Below are 14133 nucleotides of genomic sequence, written 5' to 3'. Positions count from 1 at the left end.
AATGAAAACCACCCTACTCCACCCTATGTACTTTGGATCTATTGCACAATATGCTGCAATAGCGCAATCCAATGCCATCGTTTTCGAAAATCAGGATAATTACCAAAAACAGACCTATCGAAACAGAACCTATATCTATGGTGCCAATGGCAAGCTTTTATTAACCATACCCATAAAACATTTAGGTAACGGAAGTAAACAATTATATAAAGATGTACGAATAGAAAATGAATTTCAATGGCAAATGCTTCATTGGAAATCGATGCAATCTGCCTATCGTACTTCTCCATTTTTTGAGTATTATGAAGATGAGCTGGTTCATCTATTCGAAAAAAGAAAAGAGTTCCTCCTGGACTTTAATTATGAATGCATGGAGGTGATGTTAGATTGCTTGCAATTAGACATCCCTTATACAAAAACAAAAACCTATCAAAAAGACCCCAAAGATCTGACTGATCTAAGAATCTTAGTGAACTCCAAAAAAGAAAAACAGCACAAACTCGCCGAGTATATTCAAGTGTTTTCTGACAAACTTGAGTTTCTTCCTAATCTTTCTATTTTAGATTTACTATTCAATGAAGGAACGAGTGCGTTGTCCTATCTGGAGAATCAATCGATTTTCTAATGTTACGAACTGTCATTCACTACGGCTTTCATTTTGTGGTCCCTCTGTTCATTGCGCTTATTTTCTTTCCTAGACAATGGAAAAAAGTGTACCTTGTATTCTTGGGAACGATGTTCATAGATTTAGATCATTTATTTGCCAATCCAATTTTTAATCCCAACCGGTGTAGTATTGGCTTTCATTTTTTGCATAGCGTTTATGCGATTATTGGTTATGGTTTATTACTAGTTCCGAAAAAGACAAGAATTATAGGGTTAGCGTTATTATGGCATATTCTAACTGATCAATTAGATTGTTGGATGATGTAAGTATAGGTATTTAAAAAATATTTTTATATTTATTACAAAACTAATACAACCCATTTCTTTTTTAATCCTTCTGATGTATGCGAAAAATTATACTTTACAGCTCTTTTTTAGTTATTCTTTCCTGTGGAAAACAAACTAAAGAACCAAAAGAAAACTCTGAAACTACCAAACCAGAAGTTGTTACTGCATTACCAATACAAAGGCATGCCACAATCCTAATGGACACAACACTGGCTCGGAGACTTTCTAAAAAGGAAATGAATACTATTTTTAGTGACAGGAGACAAATTCAATTAGGTATCTCTAACTCTGTATATCAAGCGTATACATATAAAGATAATTCTAATGAATATTATTTATTATTAACGGATCATAAAAAAGCCGTTACTGAAGAGAAAGACACCTTGTATGATAACGTATATGCCCTGAATTTAATCAACAATAATAATAAATTTAAAAAAAGGTCGACAATCAAAGGTGAAATAGATCAAGATTGGGAAACTTCGATTGGTTTCTGGAATCAATATTCAGAACTATCAGATCTTGATAAAGATGGTATGATAGATCCAATAATAGTGTATGGTACTACCGGTCAAAATGGATATAAAGATGGTCGAGTAAGAATTGTGACCTATTATCAGAAAAAAAGAGTAACCATCAAACATCAGAATAGTGAAATTGCCGATGGAAGAATCACCAAAATCGGCAAGAATTTTTACAATTTTCCTGTACCAATACAAGAAGCTGTCAAAGAAAAAATGAAGCTTATGATCAAAAATGGACACGCATTTTTTGCTGAAGGTTGGGAAAAAGATATGCAAAACAAAGCTACACGTTTAGAGAAAATGTAATAACCAGACGGTCGTTCTCTTGTAATAATTACATCTTGGTTATAATTGTAGGAAACAAAAATTAGAGCTTGATTCTGGAAAATATTGGATAATGATCAGAAAGTTCTAAATCAAAACTTTTAAAAGCAACCACCTCTGTATCGTCCGGGACTAATATAAAATCAATCCTGGCTGGAAATAATTCAAAATTAAAAGTCTTTCCGAACCCTTTTCCTGCTTCTTTAAACGTATCCTGTAGGTTTTCTGACTTTATTTTATCGTAGATATATGAGTATGCGGTGTTATTAAAGTCACCCATTACAATATTTTTATAAGGTGATGATTTCATATGGGCAATGAGTTGTTCTGCCTGACTTTGTTGCTTTTTAAAAGAGGTCTGTATTCGTTTAAATAACTTTTGGGAATCTGCCTTTGCCAAATCATTAGTTTTGGTACTAATACCGTGGGATTGCAGATGAACATTATATACTCTGATCGTATCGGAAGGCAAAAGAATATCCGCAAAAATTACATTATTTGCTGTTTTTTTAAAATTTAGTGAGCCCTTATTTAGAAAAGGGTATTTAGAAAAAATCACCAAGGCTAATTCTTGACTCTTATGATGAAAATGATCATACTTGTAATCATACTGGCTAAAATCAATATCAGGATTATGATAAAATTCCTGAGCACAAAATATATCTGGATTTTCTTGTCTTATCAGAGAGGAAATGTCTTTAGGTATCTCTTCAGAATCGATCCATTTAAACCGATTAAACGCATGAACATTAAAGCTAAGGAGTGAAAGTGTATTATCAATTTCATCAGAGGATTTCCCTCTTAATTTATATAAAGAAGATACATGAGAGATTCCCAAAATCAATACAATTAAAGACAATAACATCTTACGTTTTAAGAGTATAGCCCAGTACAAAAAGAATAAAACGTTAATCACTATTAAAATTGGAACAGCCAGACTCAATACCGATAATAGTGGGAACGTTTGCGGAGACACATAGGGTAATAGATAGGACATCAATAAGGCAAAAGCAACCAAGGAATTGACAAAGAATATGACCTTATTAACTACTTTTCTCATAACTAATCTTTACCCGCTTTAAACAAAAAATCTTTTTCCTGTTTGGTTAAGCTATCATAGCCGCTTTTACTGATTTTATCAAGTATAGCATCTATTTGCGCTTGATTGGGGTTATTAGTCTTTGTAGTGGTAGCTTTTCTAGCTGTTTTGGTTTTCTTAGCCTTATGCACTGTTTTTAATGGACTTTTCTTTCTGGGTTTAAAAAGACTTGCTATAGAATCCATAAGCTTCTCAAACCAGCTACCTATGTCCTTTCCTTTTTTGAGCTGACTTGCATACAAATATCCAAACAACGCTCCACCAAGATGAGCTATATGACCTCCGGCATTACCTGCCGGAATTTGGATAATGTCTAATATTACAAAAAAAGCAGCGATCCACCAGAATTTAACACTACCAATAAACATTAAACGTACACTCATATAAGGTATATACGTTGCTGTTGCAATGAGTATTGCCATAACAGAAGCAGAAGCCCCTAATAAAACAGAATTCCCTATTTCCGAAAACGCGGGAAACAAATTATAAGACACCATATACAACAAAGCACCAAAAATTGCCCCTAGAAAATAAACAGTCAATACTCTCTTTCCCGTAAGATATGTTACAAAATATCTGCCGGAAAAGTAAAGAATAATCATATTAGATGCTATATGCCAGAAACCACTGTGTAAAAAGGCGTAGGTAATTATCGACCAAGGTTGTGTTAAGAAACTATCGAACTCCTTTGGAAAAACAAACCAGTCCAACAAAAAACCACTTGATGCATTGAATAAAAAGGCAAATGTATTTATAAGGTAAAAGGACACGAATACAACTACATTGATAACGATCAATTTCTCAATGATCGTAAACCTCTTAAACTTTAGTTTTAAATCGTCTATCTGTGACATTAATTCCAACGATTTTGATTAAACGAATTCTTTTTCCAGTACCACATAGTAATAAACCCTATAACTGCTCCTCCAATATGTGCCCAATGAGCAACATTAGATGGACCTAAAACCGCTTCACCCATTATTCCGGAGTACAAATCAAATAAGAAGTATCCGCCAATTAAGTATTTCGCTTTAATAGGAACTGGTATAAACATCAAATATAATGGAAGGTTTGGATAAACAACCGCAAACGCTGCTAACACTCCAAAAATAGCCCCAGAAGCACCAACCATTGGAGTATGATAAGCGTCTTTAAAATTTTCAATAACTTTTTCAGAAGCATCAATATCATAACTAGAAAGATTAATAGTGGAAGTCCCTCTAAATAAATCAAGAATCTGGTCGTTTGCTAATCCTGCATCAATAAAAGCCTGATAACCAGGCATAAATTGGAAATATGTGAACAATAATTGAAATGCAACTGCTCCTAACCCAGCGGAAAAATAAATAAATAGAAATTTCTTTTGTCCAATCGAATTCTCCATATGGCTTCCGAACATGTACAAAGCAAACATATTGAAAAAAATATGTGTTGTATTACCGTGCATAAACATGTGCGTAATAATTTGCCATATCTGGAAATTCTCATTCTTTGGAAACCATAATGCAAATAATCGAAAAGCCGTATCTCCCAAAGTCAACGTCCCAACGAAAAAGATCACATTGATTATTAATAAAGTCTTTACTGTATCTGTAATTCTCCCCATCTACTTTTAAAATTTTTTATCTATATCATCTACTGTTAACGTGATGAAAGTTGGCTTATTATCCGGTGTTACTGTTGGTTCTGTACAAGCAAAAAGACTGTTCACAATATGCTGCTGTTGTTCTTTTGCCAAATCTGCACCGGTTCTTACCGCAATACTACCTGAAATTGATCTTGCTAATAAATCTGTTAACGAAAATCCACTATCAGGTACTTCCTGTTCTATATCACTAATTAATTTCTCCAAAAGCACAGAAACTTCACTCTCTGTGGTCACTGTAGGAATTCCAGAAATCGAAACTTCTTCTCCCCCAATCTCTCCAAAAACAAAACCGGTATTTTCTAAATGTTCCTGAACAGTTTTTAATAGTTGAATTTCTTGCTTGGAGAAAGACAACTTTAAAGGAAACAACAATTGTTGACTCACAGCACTAGCCATCGTGATATTACGTAATACCTCTTCATACAATATTCTCTGATGCGCTCTATGTTGATGGATAATCACCATACCACTTTTAATAGTAGTCACTATATACTTTCTTCTTAATTGATACGTTGTATTGTGCTCTAATTCTGCATTCTGATTCTTATCGAATAGAGAACCCGTCACCTCAGAACTTTCAAATTCTATCGAAGAAAAATTGTTCTCGGTTGGTTTAGACGGTATTTCTGAAGTATCTAAACCTGCATACAAATTTTCCCAGCTTCCGGCGGATTCTTTCTTAAAATTGGCATAACTCTTTGTAGAAGAAAATGAAGAATTATCCTGCTTATCTTCTTTAAACGGATTAAAACTTCGATCCACTTCTATAGTTGGAGTTTTAACAGCTTTACTCTTATACTCATAAGGAGTATCCATAGATGCATCTCTGTTAAAATCAAGCACTGGTGCTACATTAAATTGCCCCAAACTATGTTTTATTGTTGAACGAAGCATTGCATATAACGCATGCTCATCATCAAATTTAATTTCAGTTTTGGTAGGATGAATATTAATATCGATTGATGTAGGGTCTACTGTGAGGTAAATGAAATAGCTAGGATGTGTTTTTTCTTTCAATAATCCTTCAAAAGCAGAATTCACTCCGTGATTGAGGTATGCACTTTTAATAAATCTGTTATTAACAAAGAAAAATTGTTCTCCGCGAGTTCGCTTTGCAAATTCAGGTTTACACACAAATCCTGTAATACTTACTAAATCTGTTTCTTCATCAACTGGAACTAATTTTTCGTTGGTTTTTCCTCCAAAAATGTGCACGATACGTTGACGATAATTACCAACCGGTAAACTAAAAACTTCACTACCGTTATGATACATATCAAATTTTATATCCGGATGCACCATAGCAACCCGATGAAATTCATCAATAATATGTCGCAGTTCTACCGCATTTGATTTTAGAAAATTACGTCGTGCCGGGATGTTATAAAACAAATTCTTTACACAGATGGAAGTTCCTTTTGGAGTAACACAAACTTCTTGTGAAGTCACCTCACTTCCTTCAATTTTTATTTCTGTTCCAACTTCATCTTCTTCCTGTTTCGTCTTCAATTCTACATGAGCAATCGCAGCGATAGAAGCTAGTGCTTCTCCTCGAAATCCTTTGGTATTCAATTGAAAAAGATCTTCTGCTGATTTTATTTTGGAAGTAGCGTGTCTTTCAAAACTAAGTCTTGCATCGGTAACACTCATACCTACGCCATCATCTATCACCTGGATAAGTGTTTTCCCAGCTTCTTTCGCAATTAATTTAATATGTGTAGCTTTTGCATCGATGGCATTCTCTAATAGTTCTTTGACTACAGATGCTGGTCTTTGCACTACCTCTCCGGCAGCTATTTGGTTGGCTACGTGATCCGGTAATAATTGGATGATATCTGACATTTAACGTCCGGCAGTAAATATGGATAAATCAAAATCTATTAAATATAAAAAGATAAAAATGAGTACGATTGCTATATAAACTACTCTTTTGTTTATTTCACGGTTTCCTCTATTACGGCTTGATTTTCGATCTTCGCTCCATTGAGAACCAAAGTCAATTGCATTTCGGGTTTCACGATATTTAGTAATTCTATTTTCAAAATCGTAGATATTCCCTTCACTCTTTCCTTTATAATACCTTGGAGTATAGTTATATCTTCGGTTTGTTTTTCTCTTAGGGATACTTAATTTCACGTGCTACTCCTTTCTTTTTATATGATTCAAATATACTTAAAATGCATAGTAATCTAAAGCTTTTAGCATTACAATAACATTGAGATATTAACAGCAAGGATCATGCCGTTTCTGATATTCAGAAAAAATAGCGTATAAGAGCGAGTACTGATTAATGTAGTAATATTAAAACTTAGCGTCTTTGCGAAGTTGTGCCATTTTTATAGCTGCAATGGCAGCTTCTGTACCTTTATTACCGTGTTTACCGCCGGAACGATCTATTGATTGTTGCATCGTATTATCTGTAAGAACACAGAAAATAACCGGAATATCGCTTTGGATATTTAAATCCTTAATTCCTTGTGTAACGCCCTCGCAAACAAAATCAAAATGCTTTGTTTCACCTTGAATCACACTACCAATAGCAATCACAGCATCCAGCATGTCATAAGCTTGTTGCATTTTTTTACAACCATAAATCAACTCAAAACTTCCGGGGACATTCCATCTTACAATGTTCTCCTTGATAGCACCGCAGTCAATCAAAGCATCAAAAGCTCCTTGAAAAAGGCCTTCGGTAATTGTGTCATTCCATTCTGAAACAACAATCCCAAACCGAAAATTTTTCGAGTTTGGGATTGTAGCTTTATCGTATTGAGATAAATTTTTATTTTCTGTAGCCATATTTAAAATTCAGAATTCAGAATTCAGAGTTCTGAATTTATTATTCAAACTATTTAAGCATCGCCTGAGCTCTTCCTAAATGTACATCTGCCTGATTAGCTTCTGTACTTTTAGAAAACTCTTCTTTTATTCTTTCTAAGTAAGTAATCGCTACTTCTGGTTTTCCAAGAGAAATTGCAGTAATCGCAGACTTTAATAAGAATTTTGGTGTCGTAAAATCATTAGTCTTAGCTTTTGCAGCTTTTTCATAATATGCTAATGCTTCACTCATTTGGTCTAATTGAGCAAAAGCATCTCCAATTCCTCCTAAAGCCAAAGGCCCAAGCATTTCATCATCACTCTTAAACTTATCTAAATGATCAATAGCTTCTTGATATTTTTTCATGTTAAGGTAAGAAAAACCTGCATAATAATTTGAAAGATTAGCCGCCTTCGTACCACCGTAATTTTCGATGATCTCTAAAAACCCATATTTACCTTCTCCTCCGTTAAGGGCTAAAGTATATAAAGAATCACTTAAGGTAGTGTTACCATTTACTGCATCATCAAAATATTGTTGCGCTTTGAACATCTCATTAGACGCTTCAATCTCTTTTGGTTCTTGTATATATTTTTGATATCCAAGGTATCCCAAAACTACGACAGCAATAGCACCAACAATAATGAATATATATTTTTGATTAGCCGCAACCCATTCTTCAGTTCGGGAAGCACCTTCATCTAACGTATTAAATACCTCAGCGGTTGTAGATTGATCTTCTATCTGTTCAACCTCTTCTGCTTTATTTTTTGGTTTATATCCTCGTTTCTTATAAGTTGCCATAAATTATATTTAATGAACGGCAAAAATAAAATTTTTATTCATAATTAAAAGCGAAAATATTTGTTATTTTTCAATAATTTGCACTTCTTATTTGAGAATTTCTAAAAAGCCAATACTAGCTGATGATCAGTAGTTTATGATTCTAAAAACACTTTCTTTAATCAATTACAAAAATTTTGAATCCGTTAATTTCGAATTTGACAATAAGATTAATTGCCTTGTTGGACATAATGGAGTGGGAAAAACCAATATACTAGATGCTATATATCATTTGTCTTTTGGAAAAAGTTATTTCAACCCAATTACAGGACAAAATATTAAACACGCAACAGATTTCTTTGTAATAGAAGGATTATATGAAAAACTGGATCGAGATGAAAAAGTGATCGTTAGCGCCAAAAGAGGACAGAAAAAAGTAATCAAAAGAAACGGTAAGGCTTATGATACTTTTAGTGAGCACATCGGTTTCCTTCCATTAGTGATTATCTCTCCTGCAGATAGAGATCTAATTACGGACGGAAGCGATACGCGTCGTAAATTTATAGATGGAGTGATCTCTCAAAGTGACACCGCTTATCTTTCGACATTACTAAAATATTCTAAAGTAGTCTCTCAGCGTAATTCACTATTAAAATATTTTGCAGCCAACAATACATTTGATCCTACTACTTTAGAAATTTATAACCACCAAATGAATGAACTTGGTAGTATCATTCACGAAAAAAGAACTAACTTCCTTGAAATATTTACACCCATTTTCATAAATCGTTATGAGGCTATAAGCTCGGGTAAAGAATCTGTAGCTCTAAGCTATCAAAGTAAATTAGCCGAAAATAACTTGCTAACACTGTTAGAGCAAAACCTGGCAAAAGACAGAATGCTGCAATACACTAGCGTTGGTGTTCATAAAGATGATTTATCTTTTGAAATCGAAGGGCATCCAATAAAAAAATTCGGAAGTCAGGGACAGCAGAAATCATTTTTGATAGCATTAAAACTAGCGCAATTTGATTTTATTAAAAAGCAAAGTAAAGTCAATCCTTTGTTGTTATTAGATGATATTTTTGATAAGCTAGATGAAAAACGTGTAGAACATATCATACAGCTTGTAGATGACCAGAATTTTGGCCAGCTTTTTATAAGCGATACCCACGCAGATCGCACAGAAAATGTGGTAAAAAAAATATCTCAATCTTATAAGATTATTAAGCTTGGACTTGATTAAAAATTGAACGTATGTCAAAACATGTTATACATATTGTAGTTTTCCTGCTAGTATCCTGTTCAAAACCAAATCCTGAAGAATTTATTAAACATATTGATGGATATTGGGAAATCGAAAAAGTTATTACTGCTGATGGTATTGAAAAGCAATACAATTTTAATCAAAGCATCGACTTCTTTGAAGTAAATGAAATGAAGGGCATTCGTAAAAAAGTACAGCCTCAACTCAACGGTAGTTTTATTACAACAAAGGACCAGGAAATATTTACGTTAGCGATTGAAAATGACAGTCTAAGAATGTTTTATAAAACTCCATTAGCTACCTGGAAAGAAACCCTTATTTCTGCAAAAGAAAACCAGCTGATTATAAGAAATGAGGTAGGAAATCTGTACTTTTACAAACCCTATACAAAGATTGAATTATAATGGCTCGACGACAAAATGATCATCTTAGCATCAGCGACGTTCTTAAAGAATTTGTGAGCGAAAACAAACTCCAGAAAGGTCTGGATAAGGTAGAAGTGCGTGATGTTTGGGAACAAATTATGGGACCGGCCATTAACAAATACACCAGAAATATTAAATTAGACAGGGAAACCTTATTCATAGAACTTACTTCTTCTGTACTTAGAGAAGAACTAAGCTATGGGAAAGAGAAAATCATCACCAATCTTAATGAGGCGCTGGGAAGAGAGCTAATCAAAAAATTAGTTTTGCGCTAATCTATCTTTTACAAATTCGATCTTCGTTTTACCGTGAGGAGCGGGTTTCCCATTCTCATCTAGATTAACCATCGTTATCTTTTCGACTTTAATGATAGTTTTTCGGGTTAGTTTATTTCTAACTTCACAAGTTAAAATTAAAGATGATCTTCCAAAATTTACTACATCCATTCCGATTTCTACTATATCACCCTGAACGGCAGAACTCACAAAATTTATTTCAGACATAAACTTGGTCACCACCCTTTTACTTTCTAACTGAATAACTGCATATAATGCAGCTTCTTCATCAATCCATTCCAATAACCTGCCTCCAAATAATGTTTCATTTGGGTTAAGATCACCCGGTTTTACAATCTTTCTTGTATGATATCGCATTTCCTTTACTTTTTTACAAAATTAAAGAAATAAAGCTCTGAATATACTTGTTTAACATACCGGAAAGAAGAATTATCTTTTTCTGAATTTAAGAAGAATGATACTATCAGATCACAAGTTTTGATCCTGTAATTTTATAACTTTACTAAGCTCTGTAAAAAATGTTCTATCGAATACTTTCTATTCAACTATTAATTCTTCACAAAATTGAGTTCCTTCAGGACAAGTTTCGGTTTCTGTAATAATACAAATTTCGTAGGTTCCTGGATCAAATTGAAAAAACAAAATATTATCGGCTCCCGGTCCGCCATCTTGTTCGATAATATCTCCGTTAATTGTCCATTCATAGGTTGTATTATCTATTTCCGGGAATTCTGCAGTAAAAGTATAGCTAGGAGTATTTCCCTCCTGTTCTAAAGTAAAGAACAAATCCGGACAAATTGGCTCTACCACAACTTCTTTACAAAATTCTATACCATCAGGACAAGATGGAGTCGTTGTTTGGATACATACTTGATGTACTCCAGGTGATAGCTCAGAGAACAGTATATTATCTCCATTGGCACCTCCGTCTTCTTCTATGCGTTGGTTATCGATGAACCATTCATAGGTTAATTCATCTATTCCTGTAAAATTGGAAATAAAAGTATACCCTAATGTTCCCGGTTCCTGTTCAAATTCGAAAAATAACTCTGGACAGAAGGAAGCAACCTCAATTCTTTTACAAAATTCTATCCCTTCTGGACAGGAATCCGTTTCGGTTTTAATACAAACTTCATATACTCCCGGAGCATCAAAATCACGCAATAACAAATTATCACCTTGATTGTTTGGGCCATCATCTTCAATAAATTCTCCATTGATAAACCAACTATAGGATCCAATTATCTCTAAATCCGGGAATGCTGCCTCAAACCTATATCCTAAATTAAAAACATCTGTTTGCTCAAAAGTGAAATTTAACTCAGGACAACGGCGCTCGCATGATGTTACAATTCTGAAAAAACCAAAATAAGTGTTTATGGTTGTACTTTCGAAATTTGGTGCTACTAATATGTTTACAGGAAATTTAAATTCTGGTTGATATAAAGCTCCTTGGTTTTGATAAAAAACCTGAAATTCCTCATCTGAGGTAACCATTACTTCTCTTGCATCTTCACTTACTAAAGTAACTGGATAATCAAATTTAAAACAGCTATTAAAAAAGCGATCAAATTCATCTCTGACAGTATCAAATTCACATTCAAGTAAAATATCTAGTAAAGCAGTTTCATTAGCAATAGAAACTACGGTATCGCTATCTCTGAAAACAATTTGAATCGGAAATTGTAATCCCGTAATATTAAAATTTACTCCTTGACTGGAAATTACATCTACCAATCCATCATAACTATCAATCCTAATAGTTGAATCTGTATTATATCCTAAAGTAATCGGATATACAAATCTAAAACATTGTTCGTTCTCTGCGGGAAAAATCACATCCGCATTAAAATTATTAAGAACCGTAACCATAGCAGCACTAGAAACTACATCATCTCTATTTTCTTCAGGAAAAAAAGAATCATCATTAACACAACTACCAAAGAGTATCACTAATAGGAGCATTAATAATTGTGTATATGTATTAAAATTCTTCAAAATAATTTGTCTTTATATAAGTAAAACGTCTCAAAATCAGTCTACCCTACCCTAATTTAAAATAAATTTTCAAAATCTATTTTACATCACAATCTAACACATCTTACCCGTATAAACAAAATTCCCTGGAAGAATGGCAATGCTCCCAAGGAATCAACCTAATTAATCTAACCTAACTAAACTTTTTATTCGATCACTAATGTTTTACAAAATATTACTCCATTAGGACAATCCGGTGTTTCTGCCATGATACAGATTTCATATGTACCTGCTCCAAATTGGTAGTATAAGTAATCATCTCTATCACTGCTATTCATCATTTCAGAATCAACTACGTCTCCATTAATTGTCCATTCGTACGAAATATCACTCATTCCTTCGAATTCTGCCCAGAAGTTATATCCGGGAGTATCTCCTTCTTGCTCAATTTGGAAATATAGATTTGGGCAATTAGATACCGGCTCATCTATTTCGATTACTTTACAAAATGTTACTCCCTCTGGGCAATCCGGTGTTTCTACAGAAAGACACACCTCATATCTACCTGGGTTAAACTGAAAGTAGAAAGGATCATTGTGCCCTGAACTTGTACCTACATAATCTCCATTTACAGACCACTCTAAGGTTACATTATCTATACCATCAAAAGCATTTGGGTAAAAATAGTACGCAGGATTATCACCATCTTGTTCTGCTTCAAAGAATAACTCTGGACAAGCGTTAGTTTCAGGTATCTCTATTATTTTACAATAAGATGTTCCTGCCGGACATTCTGGAGTTTCAGTCACCAAACATACCTCATATCTACCAGGCTCGAATTGATAGTAGAATCTGTTATTATCTCCGTTATTAGAATCTTCTACAAACTCTCCGTTAATAGTCCATCCTAACCATTCAACTTGATCCGCTCCTTCGAATTCTACCTGAAAGTAGTAGGCAGGATTATTTCCATCTTGCTCTGCTATAAAAAACAGATCAGGACATGCATCTTCTCCTACTCTTATTTCTTTACAATAGATAGCTCCTTCAGTACAATCTTCTGTAAATACTTTTAAGCAAACTTCGTATACACCCGATTCAAATTGATATGTTAACACTCTAGCTCCATCTTGTGCATCTGTTTGGTTTTCTACACGATCTCCATTGATATACCAATGTATTTCGGTTACAGGATCGATTTCTTCAATTTGGGCTTCGAACACATAAACTCCCACTGTTCCCGGTTCCATTTCTTTTACAAAAGAAACTTCAGGACATCTTTCTGCTACTTCTTCTACTTCAATGACTTTACAATAGGAAGCTCCATTAGGACATTCTTCACTTTCTGACTTGATACATACCTCATATCTTCCTGGCTCAGCAAACTCCCAGAATAAGTAGTTATCATCATTTTGATTATCATTTTCTACTACTTCTCCATTGATAAACCACTCATAACGAGTTTCTTCAATCCCAGGGAAATCTGCGATAAACTTATATTTATTTGGCCTCTCGTACTGTCTTGCTTCAAAGAAAAGATCTGGACATGGATCAGTTTCATCCCGATCTACTTCAATTTCTTTACATACTTCTAATGGACAGGTATCACTAGCTACTTTTACACAAATCGTATGCGTACCTTCTTCGAATTGATAATCAAAAATCTGACTTGCGATATCATTAAGATTTCCTGTATCGATTTCTTCTCCATCTATAGACCAAGTAAACCTTACGTCTTCTATACCATCTAATTGGGCTACAAAACGATATACTGTACTACCAGGTACGTTATCTATATTAATGGTGATATCAGGACAGGTTTCAAATTCTTCATTTTCATCGCAAGAAGTAAATCCTACTAAAAGTGTAAAGATCATTACACACCAAATACTAAGTTTTTTCATCGTTATAATTTTTTAGGGGTTGTCAATAATTAATTTCAAGAAGCATTTTATTCGCTCCACAATAATGAAACGCAGCTTAAAAAGAATACCCTACCCCTAAATTTTAAATTTTAT

General features: G+C 33.8%; 16 protein-coding genes. 6 read left to right on the top strand and 10 right to left on the bottom strand.

All coding sequences use genetic code 11. From position 1 onward, the window contains the following. Position 1: 1 nt before the first annotated feature. The 3 genes from ACFSR1_RS22970 to ACFSR1_RS22960 all read left to right on the top strand — a co-directional run bounded on the left by ACFSR1_RS22970 (position 2) and on the right by ACFSR1_RS22960 (position 1784). Entirely contained in the window at positions 2–625 is a 624-nt protein-coding gene (locus ACFSR1_RS22970) for a WbqC family protein (RefSeq protein WP_378295364.1), read from the top strand. Then, on the top strand, positions 625–933 hold the full coding sequence (locus tag ACFSR1_RS22965) for a DUF6122 family protein (RefSeq protein WP_378295363.1): 309 nt from the start codon (positions 625–627) through the stop codon (positions 931–933). Before ACFSR1_RS22970 ends, ACFSR1_RS22965 begins: the two co-directional genes overlap by 1 nt. Before the next feature lie 77 nt (positions 934–1010). After that, complete coding sequence (locus ACFSR1_RS22960) at positions 1011–1784, top strand: M949_RS01915 family surface polysaccharide biosynthesis protein (protein ID WP_378295362.1); 774 nt, start codon at positions 1011–1013, stop codon at positions 1782–1784. 61 nt (positions 1785–1845) lie between these two features. On the opposite strand, the gene ACFSR1_RS22955 is transcribed toward ACFSR1_RS22960, so the two are convergent. The 7 genes from ACFSR1_RS22955 to ACFSR1_RS22925 form a co-directional block, all read right to left on the bottom strand. Then, positions 1846–2862 carry an endonuclease/exonuclease/phosphatase family protein gene (locus tag ACFSR1_RS22955; RefSeq protein WP_378295361.1) on the bottom strand — a complete coding sequence of 339 codons (1017 nt, stop codon included), beginning with the start codon at positions 2860–2862 and terminating at the stop codon, positions 1846–1848. Between the two features lie 2 nt (positions 2863–2864). Then, the gene (locus tag ACFSR1_RS22950) at positions 2865–3755 is read right to left on the bottom strand and encodes a rhomboid family intramembrane serine protease (protein ID WP_378295360.1); all 891 of its coding nucleotides are present in this window, start codon (positions 3753–3755) and stop codon (positions 2865–2867) included. After that, positions 3755–4507, bottom strand: coding sequence for a rhomboid family intramembrane serine protease (locus ACFSR1_RS22945; protein WP_378295359.1), 753 nt, complete (start codon positions 4505–4507; stop codon positions 3755–3757). The genes ACFSR1_RS22950 and ACFSR1_RS22945 overlap by 1 nt, the downstream gene beginning before the upstream one ends. A gap of 6 nt (positions 4508–4513) precedes the next feature. After that, positions 4514–6391 (bottom strand): DNA mismatch repair endonuclease MutL, encoded by a 1878-nt coding sequence (gene mutL / locus ACFSR1_RS22940; protein ID WP_378295358.1) that lies wholly within the window; start codon positions 6389–6391, stop codon positions 4514–4516. Continuing rightward, entirely contained in the window at positions 6392–6685 is a 294-nt protein-coding gene (locus tag ACFSR1_RS22935) for a hypothetical protein (protein WP_378295357.1), read from the bottom strand. Between the two features lie 165 nt (positions 6686–6850). Further along, positions 6851–7348, bottom strand: a complete 498-nt coding sequence (gene ribH / locus ACFSR1_RS22930) for a 6,7-dimethyl-8-ribityllumazine synthase (protein ID WP_378295356.1) — start codon at positions 7346–7348, stop codon at positions 6851–6853. Positions 7349–7397: 49 nt separating this feature from the next. Continuing rightward, entirely contained in the window at positions 7398–8171 is a 774-nt protein-coding gene (locus ACFSR1_RS22925; protein WP_378295355.1) for a tetratricopeptide repeat protein, read from the bottom strand. Between the two features lie 136 nt (positions 8172–8307). Here ACFSR1_RS22925 and recF point away from each other — a divergent pair, with 136 nt between their 5' ends. From recF to ACFSR1_RS22910, 3 genes are read left to right on the top strand one after another with little or no spacing between them, the layout of a single operon-like run. Next, entirely contained in the window at positions 8308–9396 is a 1089-nt protein-coding gene (recF, locus tag ACFSR1_RS22920; RefSeq protein WP_378295354.1) for a DNA replication/repair protein RecF, read from the top strand. 11 nt (positions 9397–9407) lie between these two features. Further along, positions 9408–9821 (top strand): lipocalin family protein, encoded by a 414-nt coding sequence (locus ACFSR1_RS22915; protein ID WP_378295353.1) that lies wholly within the window; start codon positions 9408–9410, stop codon positions 9819–9821. Beyond that, the gene (locus ACFSR1_RS22910; protein ID WP_378295352.1) at positions 9821–10117 is read left to right on the top strand and encodes a DUF721 domain-containing protein; all 297 of its coding nucleotides are present in this window, start codon (positions 9821–9823) and stop codon (positions 10115–10117) included. Before ACFSR1_RS22915 ends, ACFSR1_RS22910 begins: the two co-directional genes overlap by 1 nt. Here the strand turns inward: ACFSR1_RS22910 and ACFSR1_RS22905 are convergent. The 3 genes from ACFSR1_RS22905 to ACFSR1_RS22895 form a co-directional block, all read right to left on the bottom strand. After that, entirely contained in the window at positions 10103–10495 is a 393-nt protein-coding gene (locus tag ACFSR1_RS22905) for an acyl-CoA thioesterase (protein WP_378295351.1), read from the bottom strand. The genes ACFSR1_RS22910 and ACFSR1_RS22905 overlap by 15 nt on opposite strands. Before the next feature lie 180 nt (positions 10496–10675). Beyond that, on the bottom strand, positions 10676–12136 hold the full coding sequence (locus tag ACFSR1_RS22900) for a hypothetical protein (protein ID WP_378295350.1): 1461 nt from the start codon (positions 12134–12136) through the stop codon (positions 10676–10678). 185 nt (positions 12137–12321) lie between these two features. Further along, positions 12322–14019: a hypothetical protein gene (locus tag ACFSR1_RS22895; RefSeq protein ID WP_378295349.1), complete on the bottom strand. Its 1698-nt coding sequence runs from the start codon at positions 14017–14019 to the stop codon at positions 12322–12324. Positions 14020–14133: the final 114 nt, after the last annotated feature.

Origin of the sequence: Aquimarina rubra (genome assembly GCF_042684305.1) — a bacterium.
Classification (GTDB): domain Bacteria; phylum Bacteroidota; class Bacteroidia; order Flavobacteriales; family Flavobacteriaceae; genus Aquimarina; species Aquimarina rubra.
The sequence above is the reverse complement of the archived record's forward strand: the minus strand, read 5'-3'. Positions and strand labels throughout refer to the sequence as shown.